At 71.1% G+C, this 22,449-nt stretch carries 23 protein-coding genes; 13 read left to right on the top strand and 10 right to left on the bottom strand.

What is annotated here, in order from left to right:
- Positions 1-2 precede the first annotated feature (2 nt).
- Together ACWIF2_RS27965 and ACWIF2_RS27960 are read right to left on the bottom strand one after the other, a co-directional pair.
- Positions 3-1,601: an ABC transporter permease gene (locus ACWIF2_RS27965; RefSeq protein ID WP_454363554.1), complete on the bottom strand. Its 1,599-nt coding sequence runs from the start codon at positions 1,599-1,601 to the stop codon at positions 3-5.
- Complete coding sequence (locus tag ACWIF2_RS27960; protein ID WP_454363553.1) at positions 1,598-2,512, bottom strand: ABC transporter ATP-binding protein; 915 nt, start codon at positions 2,510-2,512, stop codon at positions 1,598-1,600. Before ACWIF2_RS27960 ends, ACWIF2_RS27965 begins: the two co-directional genes overlap by 4 nt.
- Positions 2,513-2,586: 74 nt before the next feature.
- Here ACWIF2_RS27960 and ACWIF2_RS27955 point away from each other — a divergent pair, with 74 nt between their 5' ends.
- Entirely contained in the window at positions 2,587-3,084 is a 498-nt protein-coding gene (locus tag ACWIF2_RS27955; protein WP_454363552.1) for a GbsR/MarR family transcriptional regulator, read from the top strand.
- Positions 3,085-3,137: 53 nt separating this feature from the next.
- Positions 3,138-3,737 (top strand): Uma2 family endonuclease, encoded by a 600-nt coding sequence (locus ACWIF2_RS27950; RefSeq protein ID WP_454363551.1) that lies wholly within the window; start codon positions 3,138-3,140, stop codon positions 3,735-3,737.
- 1 nt (position 3,738) lies between these two features.
- Here ACWIF2_RS27950 and ACWIF2_RS27945 read toward each other — a convergent pair whose 3' ends face one another.
- A complete protein-coding gene (locus ACWIF2_RS27945) occupies positions 3,739-4,626 on the bottom strand; it encodes a diacylglycerol kinase (protein ID WP_454363550.1) in 888 nt (295 codons plus the stop codon).
- Between the two features lie 185 nt (positions 4,627-4,811).
- Here ACWIF2_RS27945 and ACWIF2_RS27940 point away from each other — a divergent pair, with 185 nt between their 5' ends.
- Both ACWIF2_RS27940 and ACWIF2_RS27935 read left to right on the top strand, forming a co-directional pair.
- Positions 4,812-6,095, top strand: coding sequence for an adenylosuccinate synthase (locus ACWIF2_RS27940; RefSeq protein ID WP_454363549.1), 1,284 nt, complete (start codon positions 4,812-4,814; stop codon positions 6,093-6,095).
- Positions 6,096-6,301: 206 nt separating this feature from the next.
- Positions 6,302-6,592 (top strand): DUF3303 family protein, encoded by a 291-nt coding sequence (locus ACWIF2_RS27935; protein WP_454363565.1) that lies wholly within the window; start codon positions 6,302-6,304, stop codon positions 6,590-6,592.
- Between the two features lie 36 nt (positions 6,593-6,628).
- Here the strand turns inward: ACWIF2_RS27935 and ACWIF2_RS27930 are convergent, their stop codons facing one another.
- From ACWIF2_RS27930 to ACWIF2_RS27920, 3 genes are all read right to left on the bottom strand, one after another.
- Positions 6,629-7,279 (bottom strand): hypothetical protein, encoded by a 651-nt coding sequence (locus tag ACWIF2_RS27930; protein ID WP_399024830.1) that lies wholly within the window; start codon positions 7,277-7,279, stop codon positions 6,629-6,631.
- 155 nt (positions 7,280-7,434) lie between these two features.
- Positions 7,435-8,133, bottom strand: a complete 699-nt coding sequence (locus tag ACWIF2_RS27925) for a GntR family transcriptional regulator (RefSeq protein WP_454363548.1) — start codon at positions 8,131-8,133, stop codon at positions 7,435-7,437.
- A gap of 119 nt (positions 8,134-8,252) precedes the next feature.
- Complete coding sequence (locus ACWIF2_RS27920; protein WP_454363547.1) at positions 8,253-9,608, bottom strand: aminotransferase class III-fold pyridoxal phosphate-dependent enzyme; 1,356 nt, start codon at positions 9,606-9,608, stop codon at positions 8,253-8,255.
- A 179-nt stretch (positions 9,609-9,787) separates the two neighbouring features.
- Here ACWIF2_RS27920 and ACWIF2_RS27915 point away from each other — a divergent pair, with 179 nt between their 5' ends.
- The 4 genes from ACWIF2_RS27915 to ACWIF2_RS27900 all read left to right on the top strand — a co-directional run bounded on the left by ACWIF2_RS27915 (position 9,788) and on the right by ACWIF2_RS27900 (position 14,486).
- On the top strand, positions 9,788-10,393 hold the full coding sequence (locus tag ACWIF2_RS27915) for a type 1 glutamine amidotransferase family protein (RefSeq protein WP_454363546.1): 606 nt from the start codon (positions 9,788-9,790) through the stop codon (positions 10,391-10,393).
- Positions 10,390-10,848, top strand: a complete 459-nt coding sequence (locus tag ACWIF2_RS27910) for a MarR family winged helix-turn-helix transcriptional regulator (RefSeq protein ID WP_454363545.1) — start codon at positions 10,390-10,392, stop codon at positions 10,846-10,848. Before ACWIF2_RS27915 ends, ACWIF2_RS27910 begins: the two co-directional genes overlap by 4 nt.
- A gap of 79 nt (positions 10,849-10,927) precedes the next feature.
- Positions 10,928-12,811, top strand: a complete 1,884-nt coding sequence (locus tag ACWIF2_RS27905) for a protein kinase domain-containing protein (protein WP_454363544.1) — start codon at positions 10,928-10,930, stop codon at positions 12,809-12,811.
- 127 nt (positions 12,812-12,938) lie between these two features.
- Positions 12,939-14,486, top strand: a complete 1,548-nt coding sequence (locus ACWIF2_RS27900) for a substrate-binding domain-containing protein (protein ID WP_454363543.1) — start codon at positions 12,939-12,941, stop codon at positions 14,484-14,486.
- Between the two features lie 135 nt (positions 14,487-14,621).
- Here the strand turns inward: ACWIF2_RS27900 and ACWIF2_RS27895 are convergent, their stop codons facing one another.
- Positions 14,622-15,380 (bottom strand): SLATT domain-containing protein, encoded by a 759-nt coding sequence (locus tag ACWIF2_RS27895; RefSeq protein ID WP_454363542.1) that lies wholly within the window; start codon positions 15,378-15,380, stop codon positions 14,622-14,624.
- 268 nt (positions 15,381-15,648) lie between these two features.
- Here ACWIF2_RS27895 and ACWIF2_RS27890 point away from each other — a divergent pair, with 268 nt between their 5' ends.
- From ACWIF2_RS27890 to ACWIF2_RS27880, 3 genes are all read left to right on the top strand, one after another.
- On the top strand, positions 15,649-15,990 hold the full coding sequence (locus ACWIF2_RS27890) for a YbaB/EbfC family nucleoid-associated protein (RefSeq protein ID WP_454363540.1): 342 nt from the start codon (positions 15,649-15,651) through the stop codon (positions 15,988-15,990).
- Between the two features lie 100 nt (positions 15,991-16,090).
- Positions 16,091-16,690 carry a recombination mediator RecR gene (recR, locus tag ACWIF2_RS27885; protein ID WP_003991835.1) on the top strand — a complete coding sequence of 200 codons (600 nt, stop codon included), beginning with the start codon at positions 16,091-16,093 and terminating at the stop codon, positions 16,688-16,690.
- Positions 16,683-17,342, top strand: a complete 660-nt coding sequence (locus ACWIF2_RS27880; protein ID WP_454363538.1) for a DUF5063 domain-containing protein — start codon at positions 16,683-16,685, stop codon at positions 17,340-17,342. Before recR ends, ACWIF2_RS27880 begins: the two co-directional genes overlap by 8 nt.
- A gap of 9 nt (positions 17,343-17,351) precedes the next feature.
- Here the strand turns inward: ACWIF2_RS27880 and ACWIF2_RS27875 are convergent, their stop codons facing one another.
- Positions 17,352-18,188: a PhzF family phenazine biosynthesis protein gene (locus ACWIF2_RS27875; protein ID WP_454363536.1), complete on the bottom strand. Its 837-nt coding sequence runs from the start codon at positions 18,186-18,188 to the stop codon at positions 17,352-17,354.
- Between the two features lie 151 nt (positions 18,189-18,339).
- On the opposite strand from ACWIF2_RS27875, the gene ACWIF2_RS27870 reads away from it, so the two are divergent.
- Positions 18,340-18,876 carry an SgcJ/EcaC family oxidoreductase gene (locus ACWIF2_RS27870; protein WP_454363534.1) on the top strand — a complete coding sequence of 179 codons (537 nt, stop codon included), beginning with the start codon at positions 18,340-18,342 and terminating at the stop codon, positions 18,874-18,876.
- Between the two features lie 6 nt (positions 18,877-18,882).
- Here the strand turns inward: ACWIF2_RS27870 and ACWIF2_RS27865 are convergent, their stop codons facing one another.
- Together ACWIF2_RS27865 and ACWIF2_RS27860 are read right to left on the bottom strand one after the other, a co-directional pair.
- Positions 18,883-20,223 (bottom strand): sensor histidine kinase, encoded by a 1,341-nt coding sequence (locus ACWIF2_RS27865; protein ID WP_454363532.1) that lies wholly within the window; start codon positions 20,221-20,223, stop codon positions 18,883-18,885.
- Complete coding sequence (locus ACWIF2_RS27860; RefSeq protein ID WP_454363530.1) at positions 20,220-20,906, bottom strand: response regulator transcription factor; 687 nt, start codon at positions 20,904-20,906, stop codon at positions 20,220-20,222. Before ACWIF2_RS27860 ends, ACWIF2_RS27865 begins: the two co-directional genes overlap by 4 nt.
- A gap of 235 nt (positions 20,907-21,141) precedes the next feature.
- On the opposite strand from ACWIF2_RS27860, the gene ACWIF2_RS27855 reads away from it, so the two are divergent.
- Complete coding sequence (locus tag ACWIF2_RS27855) at positions 21,142-22,434, top strand: aspartate kinase (RefSeq protein ID WP_454363528.1); 1,293 nt, start codon at positions 21,142-21,144, stop codon at positions 22,432-22,434.
- The last annotated feature ends 15 nt before the right edge of the window (positions 22,435-22,449 follow it).

Raw genomic sequence — 22,449 nt, 5'->3', positions numbered from 1 at the left:
GCTCAGGTCGTCATGTCCCGGCGCCGCAACCCCGCCAGGCCGGCGGCCACCAGCACCGCGGCCAGCCCCAGCAGGACCAGTACCGGCCCCCACTCCATCTCCCCGCCCGGCAGCTTGGGCAGATGGCCGAAGGGAGACACGTCCAGCGCCGCCTGCGGCACGTCCAGCGCGGGTCCGACCCAGCCGATCAGCAGCACCGCCCCGGCGACGCCCCAGGCCGCCGCTGCCGCCCGGGGCAGTACGCCGGTCAGCAGGACCGCGAGGCCGCCGATCACCCAGATCGCCGGGAGCTGCACGAGGCACGCCCCCAGGATCGGGCCGGTCTCCCGGCCGTAGCCGACGGCGAAGCCCAGGCCCGCCAGGAGCATGAGGAGCGCCGAACCGCCGAAGGCGATCGCCAGATGCCCGGCGGCCCAGCGCAGGCGGCCGACCGCGTTCGCCAGGACCGGTTCCGCCCGGCCCGAGGTCTCCTCGCCGTGCAGACGCAGCACCGACGCCACGATGTACAGGGCCGCGACCAGGCCGAGCATGCCGACCATCGACGCCAGGAACGCGTCCGTCAGGCCGGACCGGCCGCCCATCCGCTCGAAGATCCGCCGGGCGTTGTCGTTGTCGCCGACCAGGTCGGCAGCGCCCTCGGTCATACCGCCGTAGACGGCCCCGGCCAGGAGGAAGCCGATGCTCCAGCCCAGCACACCGCCCCGCTGCAACCGCCAGGCCAGTGCGCCCGCGCTGCCCAGACGGCCGGTGGCCGGGCCCGGCCGGGTGGGCAGGAAGCTCATGCCGATGTCCCGGCGGCCGGCCAGAGCGTAGGCCACCGCGCCCTGGAGCAGGACCGCACCGGCGAGCAGCGCCGGCACCCACCAGCGTTCGTCCGCGTACGGCCGCAGGTTCTCCAGCCAGCCCAGCGGCGACAGCCACGTCAGTACGGACGAACCGTCGTCCGTCGCCGAGTCGCCCGCCGCGCGCAGCACGAACGCGGCACCCAGCACCCCCGCCGTCAGCCCGCGGGCCAGCCGTGCGCTCTCCGTCAGCTGGGCGACGATCGCCGCCATCGTGGCGAAGACCATCCCCACCCCGGCGATCCCGAGACCCAGGGCCAGCGCCCCGGCCGTACCGTGCCCGGCGAGTCCGGCCGTCACCAGCAGCGCCAGGACCGCGTTCGCGACCGCCGCCGCCAGCAGGGCCGACGTCAGGGAGGCCCGGCGCCCCACCATCCCGGACGCCACCAGCTCCTGACGGCCGCTCTCCTCCTCGTCCCGGGTGTGCCGTACGACGACCAGCAGGCTCATCACGGCGGCCAGGGCGCCCGCGTAGACGCCGACGCGCCAGGCCGTCAGGGCGCCGATCGAGTCGTCGAAGACGGGGCCGATCATCGCGCGCAGCGAGGAGTTGGTGGCCATCTGCCGGATCAGGTCGGCACGTTCGGCCGGGGTGCCGTACAGGCCCTCCAGGGTGTTCGGCATGGAGAGGACCATCAGGGCGTTGACCCCGATCCACACCGGGATCATCAGCCGGTCGCGGCGCAGGGCGAACCGCAGCAGCGTGCCGGTGCCGGCCAGTTGGCGTGAGGTGCCGGGCCGTACCGCGAAGGCCGTCATCGGGCCGCCGCCTCGTCCGCCTCGTCGGCCTCGTCCTGGTAGTGCCGCAGGAAGAGCTCCTCCAGCGTCGGTGGCGTCGACGTCAGCGACCGCACACCCGACTCGCTCAGCGACCGCAGGACGCCGTCCAGCCGGTCGGTGTCGACCTGGAGCCGGACGCGGTGCCCCCGCACGTCGAGGTCGTGGACGCCGGGCAGGTCCGCCAGTCCGTTGGGCGGGCCCGCGAGTTCGGCGAGGACGCTGGTGCGGGTCAGATGCCGCAGGTCGGCGAGCGAACCGCTCTCGACCGTACGGCCCTTGCGGATGATGCTCACCCGGTCGCACAGCTCCTCGACCTCGCTGAGGATGTGGGAGGAGAGCAGGATCGTGCGGCCCCGGTCGCGCTCCTCGGCGACGCACCGCTGGAAGACCTCCTCCATCAGTGGGTCCAGGCCCGAGGTCGGCTCGTCCAGGATCAGCAGGTCGACGTCCGAGGCGAACGCGGCGACCAGGGCGACCTTCTGCCGGTTGCCCTTGGAGTACGTACGGCCCTTCTTGGTGGGGTCGAGTTCGAAGCGCTCGATCAGTTCCGCACGGCGCCGGGAATCCAGCCCTCCGCGCAGCCGGCCGTAGAGGTCGATGACCTCGCCGCCGGAGAGATTGCGCCAGAGCGTCACGTCCCCCGGGACATAGGCGATACGGCGGTGCGCCTCGACCGCGTCCGCCCACGGGTCGCGGCCGAGCACCTGCGCGGCGCCCGAGTCGGCGCGCAGCAGGCCGAGCAGGACGCGGATGGTGGTGGACTTCCCGGCGCCGTTGGGGCCGAGGAAGCCGTGGACCTCGCCGGCGTCGACCTCCAGGTCGAGCCCGTCGAGTGCGTGCGTCCGCCCGAAGGACTTGTGCAGTCCGGAGACGGTGATGGCCTTCGTCATGCTTCAGAACGTACGCTTCTTTCAGAAATTTGTGAAGTTAAGGAAACGTATGAATCATGGATAGGATGAACCGCATGACGGAATCAGCCGGGAACACGCGGGACACGGAGGCCGTGTCGAGGTTCGTTGAGTCCTTCGCGGCGCAGCTCGTCGAGGCCGGGATGCCGCGGATGCCCGCCCGGGTCTTCACCGCGCTGCTCGCCTCCGACGAGGGCTCGCTGACCTCCGCCGAACTGGGGGACCAGCTGCGCATCAGCCCCGCGGCGGTGTCCGGGGCGGTGCGCTACCTGGCCCAGACGCACATGGTCTCCCGCGAACGGGAGCCCGGTTCACGCCGGGAGCGCTACCGGGTGCGCGGCGACCAGTGGTACGAGGCCCTGACCAACCGCGAGGCCGTCCTCAAGCGCTGGGAAGACGCCCTGCGCGAGGGTGTCACCAGCCTCGGCCCCGACACCCCGGCGGGCCGCCGCATGTCCGAGACCCTGGCGTTCTTCGAATTCCTTCAGGGCGAGGTCGAGTCGATGATGGAGCGCTGGCGGGTGCACCGGGAGAAGACGTTCGGGTTGGAGTGACCAACTGGCTACACTGAGTGGCGGGTGGTCCGCATCAAAGGGGAGGGCGCATCATGACACTCATGGCGGAGCGACCGGTGATGAGCGGCACCAAGTCCCACAGCGGCTTCGAGGAGCTCCTGAGCGCACTCGACGAGCTGAACGTGCCCGACGGCTACAAGGCCGAGATCGTCAGGGGGAACATCGTCGTGTCGCCGTGGTCGAAGGGGTACTACTGGCGCGTCATGCGACTGGTGTGCGGCCAGCTGGAGCCGCATCTGCCCGAGCGGCACGTGATCGAGCGTTCGCCGTTCCTGTATGTCTTTCCAGGGCACGAGCGGGCCTTCGGGCCGGACATCCATGCGGCCCATGAGCGCGTCTTCGAGACGGAGAGCAAACGCCTCGACGGCGAAGCTCTCTGCTTCGTCGCCGAGCTGACCTCCCCCTCCACCCGGGATGACGACCTGACCGACAAGGTCGAGGTCTACGGACGAGCAGGCGTCCCCGTCTACCTGCTCCTCGACATGCAGGAGGAGCAGGCCACGGTCCTGTGGACGCCGTCCACCAAGGGATACGAGTCGCGCATCACCCGGCCGTTCGGCGAGAAGCTTCCGATCCCTGCCCCCTTCGACTGTCTGCTGGACACCGCCGGATTCCAGGCCCCCGAGAGCTGACTCACGGCACCGCCGGCACCGCCGGCACCGTCAGCCCCCAGGCCCCTTCCCGCACCCGCCACGTCCGGGTCCGTACCGGGCCCGAGACCACCGTGTCCGCGCGATAGCGGAAGTGCGCCCCCGAGACGGTCACCGTGCGGCCCTCCGCGAGGAGGGGAGAGGCCTCGGCGCCGACCGACACCGGCCGGACCTCCACCGAGGCGATCCCCGCGGGGCCGGGTGCCACCGACACCGCCTCCACCGGCTGGTTCAGGTCGACGAGGGTCTCCCCGTCCACCTCGACCCGCAGCCGGGACGGCCCCGGCTCCGGCGCGGCGGTGAGCCGGGACGGGCGGCCGGCCGGCACCAGGGTCCGTACCAGCGACTGGCAGGTCCGCAGCCACGGGCGGCCCGCCTCCGGATCCTCGGCCCGGGAGTCCTGGCCCTCGGTCTCCGGGAAGGGTGTGAGGGGCGGTATGCGCAACGCGCCGAGCACCACCCCGTCGCTGTCGTCGACCATCAGGTCCATCCGCCGCTCGACCCCGTCGAGCACCGCACGCGCCGCCGCCACCGTCCCCGTCGGCACCCCCAGTGAGCTCGCGAGGGACAGCACGCCACCGACCGGCACCACCGACAGCGCACATCCGGCCAGCTCCCGACGCCGGTGCAGCAGCGACACCGCGCGGATCAGCGCCCGGTCGTCGCCCACCACCACGGGGCGCCGGGAGCCCCGCCGGGCCAGCGCCCGGGCGAACTCGTCCGGCCCCTCCGGCAGGCACACCTTCATGGCGGCACCCGCGCTGAGCACGTCTTTCGCTATCCGGACGGACTCGCCGTCCGACCGTCGGGCGACATGGTCGATGACCACCAGCAGCTGCTCGGACGTCGGAGAAGTCGCCACCTCGGCCATGCCTCGCTTCCTCGGGTAGCATCTTTGTGCAAGAGCCCCTTGCGCTATTGCGCCAGGGGCTTCGTCTATTCCGGGGCATCCGGTCCGACGGTTGGCGGCCAACGGTGGTCGCGGTGCACACGGTGGTACACCGCCGCGTTCGCCCTCGACCATGGACATGCCCCGCCCGGAAGGGGTGTACGCGCGTGCCCGCACTTGTGCTGCTCGGTGCTCAGTGGGGTGACGAAGGCAAGGGAAAGGCCACCGACCTGCTCGGTGGATCCGTGGACTATGTAGTGCGCTACCAGGGCGGCAACAACGCCGGCCACACGGTGGTCGTGGGTGACCAGAAGTACGCACTGCACCTCCTCCCTTCCGGAATCCTGTCTCCCGGCTGCACGCCGGTCATCGGTAACGGCGTCGTCGTCGACCCGTCGGTCCTGCTCTCCGAGCTGAGCGGTCTGAACGAGCGTGGTGTCGACACCTCCAAGCTCCTCCTCAGCGGCAACGCGCACATCATCACGCCGTACAACGTCACCGTCGACAAGGTGACGGAGCGCTTCCTCGGAAAGCGCAAGATCGGCACGACCGGGCGCGGCATCGGCCCGACCTACGCGGACAAGATCAACCGTGTCGGCATCCGCGTGCAGGACCTCTACGACGAGTCGATCCTCACGCAGAAGGTCGAGGCGGCCCTCGACATCAAGAACCAGGTCCTCACCAAGCTCTACAACCGGCGCGCGATCGCCGTGGACCAGGTGGTCGAGGAGCTGCTGGCCTACGCCGAGAAGCTCCGCCCGTACGTCGCCGACACGGTCCTGGTCCTGAACCAGGCCCTGGAGGAGGACAAGGTGGTCCTCTTCGAGGGCGGCCAGGGCACGCTCCTCGACATCGACCACGGCACGTACCCCTTCGTCACCTCCTCGAACCCGACCGCGGGCGGCGCCTGCACCGGCGCCGGCGTGGGCCCGACGAAGATCAGCCGGGTCATCGGCATCCTCAAGGCCTACACGACCCGGGTCGGCGCGGGCCCGTTCCCGACGGAGCTCTTCGACGAGGACGGCGAGGCGCTGCGCCGCATCGGTGGCGAGCGCGGTGTCACCACCGGCCGTGACCGGCGCTGCGGCTGGTTCGACGCGGTGATCGCCCGCTACGCGACCCGGGTGAACGGCCTGACGGACTTCTTCCTCACCAAGCTCGACGTCCTCACCGGCTGGGAGCAGATCCCGGTCTGCGTGGCCTACGAGATCGACGGCAAGCGCGTCGAGGAGCTCCCGTACTCCCAGACCGACTTCCACCACGCGAAGCCGGTCTACGAGATGCTGCCGGGCTGGAGCGAGGACATCAGCAAGGCCAAGTCCTTCTCCGACCTGCCGAAGAACGCCCAGAGCTATGTCAAGGCGCTGGAGGAGATGTCGGGCGCCCCGATCTCCGCGATCGGCGTGGGCCCGGGCCGGGACGAGACGATCGAGATCAACTCGTTCCTGTAGGACGCCTGAGGCGCCTCCTGCCGCGGCCGGTGACCGAGGGTGTGACCCGCGGTCACCGGCCGAGCTGTGTCGCCAGTTCCTGCTCGACCGTTGTGATCATCGCCCCAAAGGAGCAATAGGGAGGTAAGCCGGGCATATCGGGCCATACTCTGGGCTTGCGAATCGCAGCAGTCACCCATCACCTCGAGACCGAAGAAGTGAGTGCTATGCGCGTGATGCTCAAGGCGACGCTCGACACGGACAAGGCGAACGAGGCAATCCGGGGCGGCAAGATGCCGCAGATCATGCAGGAGACCATGGAGAGGCTCAAGCCGGAGGCCGCCTACTTCGGGCCCATGGGCGGTCGCAGGACCTGCTTCATGGTCTTCGACATGCAGGACAGCTCGCAGCTGCCTCCCGCGCTGGAGTCGTTCTTCAGCGACCTCAACGCCGACGTCGAGGTCTGTCCGATCATGAACAGCGACGACCTCCAGAAGGGGCTGTCCCAGCTGCGCTGACCTCAGCCGAAGGTGATCACCAGTCAAAAGTGATCATCAGCTGAAGACGATCATCGACCCCTGCGCCAGGCTCCGGGTGACCGCCGCGTGCAGCCCGAGCCAGACGTGCCGCTCGCGGGCGAACGGGCTGGGGTCGTACGGGGCCGGGGCGGCGGGTTCCTCCAGCTCCGTGGGGTTCGGCGGCGCCTGGGGCGCCGCCGGCGGATTGGCCGGGTCGATGCCGAGGGCGGGGGCGACCGTCTCCAGCTCCCGCAGCAGGGCGTGCGAGGAGCCCAGCGGGCCGCCGCCCGCGAGGAGATCGTCGTCGGCGAGCGGGCTGGGGAAGTCGACGGGGACGTACGCGCCCGCGTGGTCGTAGTGCCAGACGAGATGCGACTGCTGGGCCGTCGACTCGAACATCTCCAGCAACTGCTCGTAGTCGCCGCCGAGTTCGTCCACGGGCGTCACCGGCAGGCCGCACACCTGGAGCAGATAGGCGCGGCGCAGGAAGTGCAGCGCGTCGTAGTCGAAGCCCGCGACCGGCGCGACATCGCCGGACAGGCCCGGCATGTACTGGTACACCGGCACCGGCGGCAACCCGGCCTCGGCGAGCACCTTGTTGTATTGCGCGAGTTCCTCGGCGAACGGGTTGTCCGGCGTGTGGCACAAGACATCGACGAGCGGTACCAGCCACAGGTCACAGGCCAAAGAAGGCTCCTCGCTCAGCTCAGCGTTCGGGTGGCGTCGGATAGCACGGTGGTCAGGGAAGGGTATCGGTGCGGCACGGCAGGGGCTCCTGTCGTGCATGTCCCATACCCATACGGACAGACGCGACGCAGGCCGTCAGGGCCTGTCTGGTGTCCCTAGGTGGAGAGGCGCTCGATCAAGGCGAGCGAGTGCGAGTTGTAGCCGGCGATGATCGCCCGGGCGGTGCCGGTGTCCTGGGCGGCCAGGGCGTCGACCAGCGCGGTGTGGCCGGCCCACAGCTCGCCGCGCAGGTCGGGGAGGCGGCGCAGATGCTGCACCGCGCCCACCCAGGTCTGGACGCGCAGCCGGTGCAGGAAGTCGCCCAGGTACGGGTTGCCGAAGAGGGCGGCCAGTTCGCGCCAGTAGCGCAGGTCGTAGCCGATGAGGACGGTGAGGTCACCGGCCGCGGCGGCCCGCTGGGCCTCCTCGCCGCGCCGCCGGACCCCGGCGAGCACGGCGGCGACCCGGGGGTCGTCGGGCTGGAGGGAGGCCCGCTGCCCCGAGGTCAGGGCGTGGAACATCCCCTCGATGACCAGGTCGCGGGCCTCGATCATGCCGCGGAAGTCCTCGGCCGAGTACTCGTGGACCCGGAAGCCGCGGTGCTGGTCGGCGTCGAGGAGCCCCTGCGCGGAGAGGTCGACCAGGGCCTCGCGCACCGGCGTCGCGGACACCCCGTACTGCTCGGCGATCTCCTTGACCGTGAACTCCTGCCCCGGCTGGAGCCGTCCGGCCAGCACCTCGTCACGAAGCGCGTCCGCGATCTGCTGGCGCAGGGTGCTGCGCGTCACGGCGCCGTTGCCGGTCCTGCCGGGCATGGTCAGGGCGTCTCCCTCGGTCGCGTTCGGGTGGCGTGCACGTATATGTCTACGAGCCCGCCACCTTACGCGTTCGAATGAGACGCCAGGTTGTCGGTTACTGACGGGTTTACAGCTGTTTACTCCGTGTACTCGTCCGCTACCGACAGCGCCGTGTCCAGTACCGCGAGGCCTTCCTTCAGCTCCGCCTCGCTGATGTTGCAGGGCGGCACCACATGCGTCCGGTTCATGTTCACGAACGGCCACAGCCCGCCGCCCTTCGCGGCGGCGGCGAAGGCGGCCATCGGCGCGTTCGCCTCCCCGGCCGCGTTGTACGGCACCAGCGGCTCGCGCGTCTCCCGGTCGCGCACCAGCTCCAGCGCCCAGAACATGCCGGTGCCGCGCACCTCGCCGACGCTCGGGTGCCGCTCGGCGAGCGCGCGCAGCTCCGGCCCGACCACGGACGCGCCCAGCCGGGCCGCGTTCTCGACGACGCCCTCCTCCGCCATGACGTTGATCGTCGCCACGGCCGCCGCGCAGGCCAGCGGGTGCCCGGAGTACGTCAGACCGCCGGGGTACGGCCGCTTCCCGAACGTCTCCGCGATGGCGCCGGAGATCGCGACACCGCCCAGCGGCACATAGCCGCTGTTCACGCCCTTCGCGAAGGTCAGCAGGTCGGGCGTGACGTCGAACAGGTCGGCCGCGAACCACTCACCGGTCCGCCCGAACCCGGCCATGACCTCGTCCAGGACGAAGACGATCCCGTACTTGTCGCATATCTCGCGCACCCCGGCGAGGTAGCCGGGCGGCGGGACCATGATCCCGGCGGTCCCCGGGATCGTCTCCAGGATGATCGCCGCGACGGTCGAGGGCCCCTCGAAGGCGATCGTCGTCTCCAGGTGCTCCAGCGCCCGCGCGCACTCCTGCTCCTCGGTCTCGGCGTAGAAGCGGGAGCGGTAGAGGTAGGGCGCCCAGAAGCGCGCGACCCCGGCCGTGCCGCTGTCGGACGCCCAGCGGCGCGGGTCGCCCGTGATGTTCACGGCCTGCTGCGTGCCGCCGTGGTACGAGCGGTACGCCGACAGCACCTTCGGGCGGCCCGTGTGCAGACGGGCCATGCGGATGGCGTGCTCGACGGCGTCGGCGCCGCCGTTGGTGAAGAAGATCTTGTCCAGGTCGCCCGGGGTCCGCTCGGCGATCAGCCGCGCCGCTTCCGAGCGCGCCTCGATCGCGAACGCGGGCGCGAAGGTCGTCATCCTCGCCGCCTGCTCCTGGATCGCGGCGACGACCTTGGGGTGCTGGTAGCCGATGTTCGTGTAGACGAGCCCACTGGAGAAGTCGAGGTAGCGGCGGCCGTCGTAGTCCCAGAAGTGCGACCCCTCGGCGCCGGCGACGGCGAGCGGGTCGATGAGTTCCTGGGCGGACCAGGAGTGGAACACATGGTCACGGTCGGCGGCCTTGACGGCGGCACCGGCTTCGGGGTTCGGCTGAGGGGTCATGCGGGCGAGCGTAGGCACGCCGGACGCGGCCGGGAAATCGGCGTCGTGTGTGAGGTCCGGGGGTTTCCGCGACAGGTTGTCGACGGGGGAGGTGTCACGCGGAGGGCCTTCCCACGGGTATTGACAGCATGCTGCCCAATCGACAGTATGTTGTCATACTCGGAACTCCAGGAGGAGCCATGAGCGCCAAGCCCGTCCATCTCGCCGTCTACGACACCCTCGCCGACTGGGAGACCGGCCACGCCACGGCCCAGCTCGCCCGCGCCGGCCACACCATCCGGACGGTCGGCCCCACCACCGCCCCGGTCACCAGCACCGGCGGACTGCGCATCCAGCCCGACGCGGCCCTGGACGACGTACGCCCCGAGGACAGCGCGCTGCTGATCCTCCCGGGAGCCGACCTCTGGGACACGAGTGACGACCTCGCGCCCTTCGCACGCAAGGCCCGGGCCTTCCTGGAGGCGGGCGTGCCGGTCGCCGCGATCTGCGGGGCCACCGCCGGACTGGCCCGGGAAGGCCTGCTGGACGACCGCGACCACACCAGCGCGGTCTCCTTCTACCTGGCCGCGACCGGCTACGCGGGCGGCGAGCGCTACGTCGAGACCGACGCCGTCACCGACGGCCCCCTGGTCACCGCGGGCCCGACCGAGCCCGTCGCCTTCGCCCGGGAGATCCTCCGGCTGCTCGGGGTCTACGAGGGCGAGGTGCTCGACGCCTGGTACCGGCTGTTCCACGACTCCGACGCGGCGGCGTACGCGGTGCTGGAGAAGGCCGGGGCGCTGTGAGCCGGGAGCGTCAGGACCTGCTCAGCCGCAGCGCCCTGGGGGTGTTCAGGCTCAACGGCCAGTTTCTCGCCGTCGCGGAGGAACTGGCCCGGCCGGCCGGGCTCACCGCCGCCTGGTGGCAGGTGCTCGGCGCGGTGCTCCGTGAGCCGCTGCCCGTCTCCGGCATCGCCCGCGCCATGGGCATCACCCGGCAGAGCGTGCAGCGCATCGCCGACCTGCTGGTGGAGCGCGGCCTCGCCGAGTACCGGCCCAACCCCGCGCACCGCCGGGCCAAGCTCCTCGCGCCGACCGAGGAGGGACGCGCGGCGATCACCCGGATCGACCCCGGGCACGCGGCCTTCGCCGACCGGCTGGCGGAGGAGTTCGGGGAGGCGGAACTGGCGGAGGCGGTGCGGCTCTTGGAACGCCTGTCCACAGTTCTCGACCAGGTGGGTCCGCCTGTTACGGAACCGTAGAGTTCGCCCAGGTCACCCCGACACGCCCCCGCACTATTCTCGATCTGTTGCTCACGTGTGGGGGGAAGGCGGCTGAGCGATGGAAAAGCTGGGGCTTGGGGATCCCGTACGCATCGGTGCCTATCGGCTGCTGGCGCGGCTCGGTGCCGGTGGGATGGGGCAGGTGTATCTGGCCCGCTCCGAGCGCGGCCGTACGGTCGCCGTGAAACTCGTGCGCGAGGAACTGGCCGCGCAGGAGGAGTTCCGGGAGCGGTTCCGGCAGGAGGTGCGGGCCGCGCGGCGGGTCGGCGGGCACTGGACGGCGCCGGTGCTGGACGCGGACACCGAGGCGGCCGTGCCGTGGGTCGCCACCGGGTACGTCGCCGGGCCGAGTCTCCAGCAGGTCGTCGGGAACGACCACGGCGCCCTGCCCGAGCGGACGGTCCGCATCCTCGCGGCCGGGCTCGCGCACGCGCTGAAGGACATCCACGCCGCCGGCATCGTGCACCGCGACCTCAAGCCGTCCAACGTGCTGGTCACCATCGACGGCCCGCGCGTCATCGACTTCGGTATCGCACGGGCCCTGGAGACGGTGACGGACGGCGGGCTCACGCGCACCGGCGCGCTCGTCGGATCGCCCGGCTTCATGGCACCCGAGCAGGTGCGGGGCGACCGCATCACCCCGGCCTGCGACGTCTTCTGTCTCGGCTCCGTCCTCGCCTACGCCGCGACCGGCGAACTGCCCTTCGGCACCGCCAACAGCGGTGTGCACGCGCTGATGTTCCGCATCGCCCAGGAGGAACCGGACCTGACGGGCGTCCCCGAGGGCATCGCCGACCTGGTCCGCGACTGCCTCCGCAAGGACCCCGCCGCCCGCCCGACCCTCGACCGCGTCCTGGAACGCACCGGCGCGGACGACACCGTCTCCGACGGCCGCGCCCTCGACCCGTGGCTCCCGGGCGCACTGGTGGCCCAACTGGGGCGGCATGCGGTGCGATTGCTGGAAACAGAGGATCCGGATACCCAAGGGGCGCGGGACCCTGACATGGGCGGCTCCGCCGCGTGGGCGCGACCAGCCCCCACCGCCCCGCAGCCGGAAGACGGAGCCGACGCCACCCCCGAACACGCCCCGGCCGCCGACGAATCACAGCCGAATCCCACGCCGGAGGCATCCGCTCCGCCCCCACCGGGCCAGCCGGGCGAGGCCCCACCGCTGAACCACCTGCCCACCATGGTCGCGAGCCAGGGCGTACCGCCCGGCCCTCAGGCGCCACCCCCGTACCCGGCCTACGGCTACCCCCAGCAACACCCCCAGCCCGGCTCCACCCCGCCCTACGGCCCACCTCCGTACGGCTCAACCCCGTACGGCACACCCCCGCCCTACGGCCCACCGCCGTACGGCCCCCCGCAGGGCCCGCCCCGCAACGGCCGTTCCACCGCGCTGCTCGTCGTGATCGCCCTGGTCGTCGCGCTGGCCGCGGGCGGCTCGGTGTACGCGCTGATGCAGGGCGGTGAGGACGACCGGGCCGACGACCGCCCCACCCCCACGCAGGACACCGGCACCCCCTCGGACTCCGGCCCCTCCACGGAGACCTCGCGGCCGGACACCACCACCGCCCCGGCGAACGGCGCGATCCCCACCGCGTACCTCGGCACCTGGACCACCACCATCGACAACGCCGACGGGCAGCACACCCGCTCCCTGACCATCCAGCAGGGCGAGCCGGGCGACACGGTCCTGTCCCTCGTGGCGGACGGCCCCACCAGGGGAGGCGGCACCTACCACTGTGTGTTCGAGGGCGAGCTGACCGGCGACCCCGGCTCCGACGGCCCGTTGAGGATCGGCCCGTCCACCGTGACCGTCGGGCAGCCACGCTCCGCCTGCACCCCGGGCGAGGCCACCGAGGTCACCCTCCTGACGGACTACACGCTCCAGCGTGTGAACACGAGCAGCGGGGAGCGGCTGACGTACTCGAAGGAATGACCAACTCCCGGTTGCCCTGGTGTCGTTGAACGTCCGACGAATTCAAGCCGACGAAATCCGGATACTCGCTCGTACAGCCGTACGGTGACCAGACGATCGAGTCCGGGCGGCGGCGGGGGCACCCACGGTGGAGTGGTTGAGCGCGGAGAACCTCGTGGCCGTCGCGACGGCCCTGCTCGGCATCGTCGCCTCGGGCGTCATGGTCTGGTACGAGCGCCGGGTGCCGCGCCGCAAACGCGTCGGGTACCGCGTGCAGATGGACAACCCCATCGGCGACGACGTGCGCTCGGGCCGCGCCAACCGCCGTCTCGGCCTGTTCGACGAGGGCCCGGACATGTCCGACGCGACCCTGGTCCTGCTGCGCATCGAGAACGACGGCTCGCAGGGCATCGACCGCGACGACTACACCGGCCCCGAACTGCACGGCCTGACCGCGGTGTTCGCCGGCCGAACCGTCCGGGGCGTCTCGGTGACCCAGCCGTCGGACACCGACCACCTCATGGACCACTTCACCGCCGCCCGCGGCTTCGCCTACGACGGCAACACCCTGCGCATCCCCCGCGTCCCGCTCAACCGCGGCGACCACTTCAAACTGCTCGTGCTGCTCGCCGGCGGCGATGTCGGCGACGAGATCCGGCTGGTCGGCGGCCTGCGCGACGGCGAGGTGCACCCCAACCGCAGTGCCACGCCGGACGACACGCCGCCGCTGTTCAGCCGGGCGGCGCGGCTGATCACCATCGCGCTCACGGTGAGCGTGGTCACCCTGGCGGCGATCGTCGTCGTCCAGGACGACACCCCGCCCCCGATCGGCTGCGCGAGCGGCACCCTCACCCTCACCGGCTCGACCGCCTTCGCGCCCGTCCTGCGCGAGGTGGCTCGCAAGTACGAGCGGGACTGCGGCGGCGACCCGGCCATCGAGGTGGACACCCACGGCTCGACGGCCGGGATCCGGGAGCTCGCGGCGGCCGGCGCGGAGGCGGCACGGGACGGGCGGGGCTCCCCGCCCCTGGTGGCCCTGTCGGACGGTCCCAAGCCGGCCGGCCTGCCCGAACTGCGCGAGAACCGGGTGGCGGTGTCCGTCTTCGCGCTGGTGGTCAACGACGACGTGGGCCTGAAGAACCTGTCCACGGCGGACGTACGGCGCCTCTACCGGGGCGAGATCCGCAACTGGAAGCAGCTCGGCGGCCCGGACCTGCCCGTGCACCTGGTCAGCCGGGACGCGGGCTCCGGGACGAGACAGGTCTTCCAGCGCCGGGTGCTGGGACGGGGCGAGATCGCCAACTCCTCCGTCGACTGCGTCCACAAGGACGACCCGACGGCGGCCGTCATCCGCTGCGAACTCGACTCCACGGAACAGGTGCTGACCACCGTCGCCGGCCTCCCGGGCGCCGTCGGCTACAGCGAACTCAACCTGGCCGCCCGCGCGAAGGGCCTGCACTCGCTGCGCCTGGACGGCGACCCCGCCTCCGTCGACGCCATCGAACACGGCACGAGCGCCTACCCGTACCGCGAGATCGAGTACGCCTACACCTACGGCCGGCCCCCGGCGGACTCCCTGGCGTCGAGCTTCCTGACGTACCTCTCCCGAGGCAACGGCCAGGACATCACCCGCACCCACGGCCACATACCGTGCTGGACCCCGGAGGGCCTCACGCTGTGCGCGCAGGACGACTAGCTGCGAGTCCGCTCAGCTGCGGGCATGCGTGCCGCTAAGGGCGGCACGGGTGGGCGCAGCGGCACCTCGTCGCGCCGAGCTGCGCACCCACCCGCCCCCAGCAACAACGCCGCGTACCAGTGAACCCCGGCCGGCTCACCGCGGCTCCGGCGGCCGCTGCCGCGGCATGTTCGGCCGGGCCCCACCCCCCGGCGGCGGCACGGAGAACCGCCCGTTCACGCCCCCCGCCTCGGCTCCCCGCCCCGCGCCGGACAGCACCACCGTCTGCATCCCCACCGGCGCACCCCCGGCCCGGAACTCGCCCATCCAGTCGCCGGTCTCCACCCGGACCAGCTCGCTCACGTCCTCGGTGAACCTCCGCAGCACCCCGAGGCACCGCTCGGCGGCCTCGGCGGCCGTCCCCTCGGCCGGCCCGAGCACCTCCCGCACGCTCTCCGCCGCCCAGTCGAACTGCAGCGCCTGCAGCCGCCGCTGCACGGCCTGAGCGGTGGCCACGTCCCGCATCCAGCCCGACGTCACCCCGAAGTACCGGTCGGCGGCCACACACGCGACCCCCAGCAGCAGTGCCAGACACCCCCAGGGCGCGACCCCGCCCGCGACCCCGGTCAGCTCCAGCAGGGGCAGCGCGACGCCGGTGACCGCCCCCACCGCGGCCCCGCAGCGCAGCACCCGCGCGCACCGCCGCTTCCACACCCGGTCCTCGAGATACCAGGCAGCCGTCCGCAGCGCCCCGCGCTCCACCCACCGGTACAGCTCGTCCAGCCGGACCGCCGGCTCGCCCCAGTCCCCGAGCGGAAAGGCCCGCCCGGTCAGATCGCCCGGCCGCGGCCGGGACGCCCCCTCGCCCCGTCCGTCCTGAGGCGGCACCTCGGGCTGCATCTCCGGCTGACCCACCCGGCACTCCCTACTGACCACGAGCGACCACGCGCGGTCCACGCCGACTCACACTGCGCGACGAACGACCCACCTGACGCGCCGGACCCTTCCTACCCCCCAATGGGTGGCGAAGATGCAGCTTTCGCCACTTTTCCGCCCGGAAGTATTCCTTGATCCGGTATAGGGCGCGAGGAGGGCTCACTCGAAAGAGTGCTGGGGCGACGGCAGGCCTGACCACGTAGGCTCGTGCCGAACGGGAAAACCCGTACCGAGCAAGGAGCTGATCGTGATCCCCGGTGGTGGCCAGCCCAATATGCAGCAGTTGCTCCAGCAGGCCCAGAAGATGCAACAGGACCTGGCACAGGCACAGGAGGAACTGGCGCAGACGGAGGTCGACGGGCAGGCGGGCGGCGGCCTGGTGACCGCGACCGTCACCGGCGCCGGCGAACTGCGCGCCCTGAAGATCGACCCGAAGGCGGTGGATCCGGAGGACACCGAGACCCTCGCCGACCTGGTCGTGGCGGCCGTACAGGCGGCCAACGAGAACGCGCAGGAGCTCCAGCAGCAGAAGCTGGGCCCGCTCGCGCAGGGCCTGGGCGGCGGCGGCATCCCGGGTCTGCCGTTCTGAGACGCCCGCCGCCTTCCTCGGACGGGCGGCCGACAACTACCGTACGTACGGGAAGGCCGTACGCGGTGAACGACCTCGAAGACCCAGGAAGGGCAGTCCGTTGTACGAAGGCGTGGTCCAGGACCTGATCGACGAGCTGGGACGGTTGCCCGGCGTCGGTCCCAAGAGCGCCCAGCGGATCGCCTTCCACATCCTTCAGGCGGAACCGACGGACGTACGGCGCCTCGCCCAGGCCCTCATGGAGGTCAAGGCGAAGGTCCGCTTCTGCGCGACCTGCGGCAACGTCGCGCAGGAGGAGCTGTGCAACATCTGCCGCGACACCCGGCGCGACCCCGCCGTCATCTGCGTGGTCGAGGAGCCGAAGGACGTCGTGGCGATCGAGCGGACGCGTGAGTTCCGGGGGCGTTACCACGTCCTGGGCGGCGCGATCAGCCCGATCGACGGGGTGGGGCCGGACGACCTGCGGATCCGGGAACTGCTCGCGAGGCTGGCCGACGGGACGGTCACGGAGCTCATCCTGGCCACGGACCCCAATCTCGAGGGCGAGGCGACAGCGACGTATCTCGCCCGCATGATCAAGCCCATGGGCCTGAAGGTCACCCGCCTGGCCAGCGGCCTCCCGGTGGGTGGCGACCTGGAATACGCGGACGAGGTCACCCTCGGCCGCGCCTTCGAGGGGAGACGACTCCTAGATGTCTGACGCCACGCTGCACGCGACCGACCAGAACCCGGACGACTTCGCGGTCCAGATCGCGGACCAGGTCGAGAGTTTCCTGGTCGCCGTCACGGAGGTCGCGAAGGGGGACGAGCCGGAATCGGCCGTGCCCTTCCTCCTCCTGGAGGTCTCCCAACTCCTCCTGGCCGGCGGCCGGCTCGGCGCGCACGAGGACATCGTGCCGGACGAGCGCTACGAGCCGGACTCGGGCCCCGAGCCGGACGTCGACGAACTCCGCGAGAACCTGGCCCGCCTCCTCGACCCGATCGACGTCTACTCCGAGGTCTTCGACCCCTACGAGCCCCGTAAGGCACCGGTCCCGGCCCGGATCTCCGACGACCTCACGGACGTCATCACGGATCTGCGCCACGGCATGGCCCACTACCGCGCCGGCCGCACCACGGAGGCCCTGTGGTGGTGGCAGTTCTCCTACTTCTCCAACTGGGGCTCCACCGCCTCCGCGACCCTCCGCGCCCTCCAGTCGGTCCTCGCCCATGTCCGCCTGAACCAGCCCCTCGCCGAGCTCGACGGCCTGGACACGGATCAGGGCATGGGCGACGACACCCTGGAGTTCGAGGCGGGCCGGGTCATGGCGGAGGAAATCGGGGGTCCGCTGGGCATGCGCCCGGCCACGTAGCGGTCCGCGTCAGAGCTGTACGGCCGGGCCGGTCACGGCGATTCCGGTGCCGGCCTCCGCCGGTACCGTCACCGTGATCGCGCTCGGCCGCCCCATGTCCACGCCCTGGTGGACCGTCAGGGTGGCCGGGGTCGGTACGAGGCCCAGTTCCCGCAGATAGCCGCCGAACGCGGCCGCCGCCGCTCCCGTGGCCGGGTCCTCCGGCACACCGCCCGGCGGGAACGGGTTGCGGGCGTGGAAGACGGTGGGGGACTCCCGCCGGACCAGGTCGATCGTGGTCCAGCCCCTGCGGGCCATGAGCGTGCCGAGTTCCGCCATGTCGTAGTCCAGGCGGGCCAGCCGCTCCCGGCTCGCGGTGGCGAGGACCGGATGCCAGGCTCCTGCGAAGGCCACCCGGGGAGGCAGCGCCGGGTCCAGGTCCGACTCGGACCAGCCCAGGATCGCCAGCAGTTCGGCCAGGTCGCCCTCCTCGATCGGTGCCGTGCGAGGGGCGACGCTCACCAGCGTCGCCACCAGGGTGCCGTCCGCCGACCGGTCGGTGGTGACGGTGACCGGGCCCGCCGCGGTGCGCAGCAGCAGGCGCCCGGGGCCGTGCCGCTCCGCGTGGGCCACGGCCGTGGCGATCGTCGCGTGGCCGCAGAACGGCACCTCGGCGAGCGGGCTGAAGTACCGCACGTCCAAGGCGTCGTCGTCGGACGCCACCACGAACGCCGTCTCGGAGTAACCGACTTCGGCCGCCGTCGCCAGCATCGCCGCGTCGTCGGCCCCGGCGGCGTCCAGCACCACACCTGCCGGGTTGCCGCCCTCGGGATCCGTACTGAACGCCACGTAGCGCAATATCTCCATGGGCGGACAATAGCGCCTGGCCCCATCGTCACACCGCGTGAATTGGGGCCACCTTGCATCTCCCCTGTACGTCCGCTGCACGGGCCCTAACCGGTGGAACGCGAGTCTGGAGTCACTTCACCAACTCGCCCCGATACCACCGGAGACGCAGATGACCCGCCGCCCCGCAGCCACCTCCATACGCAAGCGCGTCGCCGTCGCCACCGGCGTGGCCGTTCTCGCCGCCGGCACCTTCGCCGCCGGTGCCGGGGTCGCCGGAGCCGACTCCGGGAGCGAGAGCAGGAAGTCCGGCAGGACGATCACCAAGGCGCAGGTGCTCGGCCTGTTCGACAACTGGAACGCCGCGCTGCGGACGGGTGACCCGAACAAGGTCGCCGACCTGTACGCCAAGGACGCGGTCCTGCTGCCGACCGTGTCGAACAACGTCCGTACCGACAGAGCCGAGATCGTCGACTACTTCGAGCACTTCCTGCGGAACAAGCCGCACGGGAAGAAGATCGAGTCCGTAGTCAACATCCTCGACCGGAACACCGTGATCGACACCGGTGTGTACGAGTTCGCGCTCACCGACCCGAAGTCGGGCGAGAAGAGCACCGTCGAGGCGCGCTACACCTACGCCTACGAGAAGCAGCCGAACGGCACGTGGCTGATCGTGAACCACCACTCCTCGAAGATGCCCGAGGGGTGAGCCGCGTCAGCCGCCGCCCCGGTGGGGTGCCGCCCGGAGCGTGATCGTCACGCACAGGCCGCCGTCCGGGGCGTCCGTCAGCGCCACGGTGCCGCCGTCGTCCGTCGCCAGTTGCCGGACGACGGAGAGGCCCAGGCCGGAGCCGGACTTCCCGGTCAGGCCCTGGCCCCGCCAGAAACGGTCGAAGGCGCGGGACTTCTCGGTGTCCGACATGCCGGGCCCCTCGTCCAGGACCGACACCCCCACCACATCGCCCCGGGGGTCCACCCGCACGGTGATCGTCCCGCCGTCCGGTGACACCTCCAGGGCGTTGGAGAGCACGTTGTCCAGCATCTGGTCCAGATGACCGGGGCTGGCCAGCACAGACGGCCGGCCGTCGATACTCCCCCTGAGCGCGATGGTGACTCCGCGCTCGTCGGCGGCCGGCCTCCACACGGCGAGCCGCTCCCGCACCAGGTCCATCAGCGGGAGCGGCTCGGCCGCAGTCACCTTTGCCTCGGCCCGGGCCAGCACCAGCAGGCCGTTGACCAGCCGGCTCATGCGGACGACCTCCGCCGTCGCCTGCTCGACGTCCTCGCGCACGAACTCGTCGTCCACGCCGTCCGCGATGTTGTCCAGGGACAGCCGCAGCGCGGTGAGCGGGGTGCGCAGTTGATGGGACGCGTCCGCCACGAAGATGCGCTGGGCCGCGATCAGTGTGTCCAGGCGTTCCGCGCCCTGGTTGAGGGTGCGGGCGAGGGTCTGCGTCTCCGGCGGCCCGGTCACCGGGGAGCGGGCCGTCAGATCGCCGTCGCTGAACTTGCTGGCCATGTCGTTGAGCTGGCGCAGCGGCCGGGTGATGCGGCGGGCGGCGAACGCGCCGATGGCGGCGGCCGCCGCGAGCACGACCACCGCGAGCCCGGCCCGGAAGCCCCAGATCTGCCAGAGCCGCTTGGTCATGTCCGAGGTCGAGTAGACGATCCGCACGGCCGCGTCCCCCCGCGCGGGGACGGTGACCTCCAGGTGCTCGCCCCAGACGAAGTCGGAACCCCAGTCCGTGGTCACCTCGTTCTTCTCCGTGGCCCGGGCCAGCGCCTCGTCCGCGGCGGGCTCCGGCAGCTTCGGGTCGCAGGAGGCGGTGGGGGTCGCCTGTACGTCGCCGTACGCCCTGGCCACCTCGGTCAGGGCCTCGCACGAGGCCCCGGTTCCGTTGCTCAGCAGCAGCGCCATCGTGTTCGCCTCGCGCAGGACGGACTGCTTGGTGTCGTCCCGCAGCTGCTTGGTGAGGGTGAACGCGACCGGCACCGTGAACAGGAAGATCGCCACCGCGACCAGGAGGATGTAGCTCCGGATGAGCTGCCGGTTCATGAAGCCCCGTCGTCCTTGACGATCTCCAGCCGGAAGCCGACCCCGCGCACCGCCTCGATCGTGATCGCCCCCGCGAGCTTGCGCCGCAGCGCCGCCACGTGCACGTCCAGCGTCTTGGTCGGCCCGAACCAGTTCGCGTCCCAGACCGCCTCCATGATCTGCTCGCGCGACATCAGCGCCCCGGGCTCCTCGGTGAGGAAGGCCAGCAGGTCGTACTCCTTGGGCGCGAGGGCCACCTCCGTGCCGTCGAGGCGCACCCGGGCGGCCTTGCGGTCGACGGTCAGGCGGGGTCCGTAGTGGTCCGGCCCGGACTCGGCGGAGGACGTACGGGGCTGCGCGCGGCGCATGACCGCCCTTATCCGCGCGATGACCTCCCGGACCCCGAACGGCTTGGACACGTAGTCGTCCGCGCCGAGCTCAAGGCCCACCACCCGGTCCGTCTCGTCGCTGCGGGCGCTGATCACGATGATCGGGACGTCGCCGCGCTCGCGCAGCGCCTTGCAGACGTCCAGGCCGTCGGTGTCGGGCAGGCCCAGATCCAGCAGGACGACCTCGTAGGGGCCCTCGTGCCGCAGCGCCGCCGCGCCGGTGGTCACCCATTCGACCTCGAAGCCGTAGCGCTTCAGGCCACGGCGCAGGGACTCGGCGACCGGCTCATCGTCTTCCACCAGAAGTACGCGCACAGCCGAACCCTAGTGCTTGAAAGTTGGCGCACCGGGGCGGGCTGGGCGACGATTGTGACGCCGGGCACTTTCTCGCGTGGCCTGTGCCCAGGTGGGCATGAGCAGCTCTGAACGAGTACCCCGGAAATCTCACCATGCGATATCGCGGAGGGGATTTTCGGACGCTCGTTAGACTGAGCCGACCGCGGTACGAATGCGTATGAGCGGATAGAGACGGATTGAGCGAGGAGCGCACGTGGGCCTTGTCGTGCAGAAGTACGGAGGCTCCTCCGTAGCCGATGCCGAGGGCATCAAGCGCGTCGCCAAGCGAATCGTGGAAGCGAAGCAGAACGGCAACCAGGTGGTTGCCGTGGTTTCCGCGATGGGCGACACGACGGACGAGCTGATCGATCTCGCCGAGCAGGTATCCCCGATGCCTGCCGGGCGCGAGCTCGACATGCTGCTGACGGCCGGAGAGCGGATCTCCATGGCGTTGCTGGCCATGGCGATCAAAAAGCTGGGCCACGAGGCCCAGTCGTTCACCGGAAGCCAGGCAGGTGTCATCACCGACTCGGTCCACAACAAAGCGCGCATCATCGATGTCACGCCGGGCCGGATCAAGACCTCGGTGGACGACGGCAACATCGCGATCGTGGCCGGTTTCCAGGGCGTCAGCCAGGACACCAAGGACATCACCACCCTCGGCCGCGGCGGCTCCGACACCACGGCGGTGGCTCTCGCCGCCGCCCTCGACGCCGACGTCTGCGAGATCTACACGGACGTCGACGGCGTGTTCACCGCCGACCCGCGCGTGGTGAGCAAGGCCCGGAAGATCGACTGGATCTCCTTCGAGGACATGCTCGAACTGGCGGCGTCCGGATCGAAGGTGCTGCTCCACCGTTGCGTGGAGTACGCGCGCCGGTACAACATCCCGATCCACGTCCGGTCCAGCTTCAGCGGACTCCAGGGCACGTGGGTCAGCAACGAGCCAGTCGTTCAGAAGAAGCAGCAGCAAGGGGAGAAGCAGGTGGAGCAGGCTCTCATCTCCGGTGTCGCGCACGACACCTCCGAGGCCAAGGTCACCGTCGTCGGTGTGCCGGACAAGCCGGGCGAGGCGGCTTCGATCTTCCGTACGATCGCCGACGCCGAGCTCAACATCGACATGGTCGTGCAGAACGTGTCCGCGGCCTCCACGGGCCTGACGGACATCTCCTTCACGCTGCCGAAGACCGACGGCCGCAAGGCCATCGACGCGCTGGAGAAGAACAAGGCCGGCATCGGCTTCGACTCGCTGCGCTACGACGACCAGATCGGCAAGATCTCCCTGGTCGGCGCCGGCATGAAGACGAACCCGGGTGTCACGGCCGACTTCTTCGGCGCGCTGTCCGACGCGGGCGTGAACATCGAGCTGATCTCGACCTCCGAGATCCGCATCTCGGTCGTCACGCGTGCCGACGACGTGCCCGAGGCCGTCCGCGCCGTGCACTCCGCGTTCGGGCTCGACTCCGACAGCGACGAGGCAGTCGTCTACGGGGGCACCGGCCGCTGATGGCCCACCTCCGAC

This window comes from Streptomyces sp. NPDC055506 (assembly GCF_053643595.1).
The sequence above is the reverse complement of the archived record's forward strand: the minus strand, read 5'-3'. Positions and strand labels throughout refer to the sequence as shown.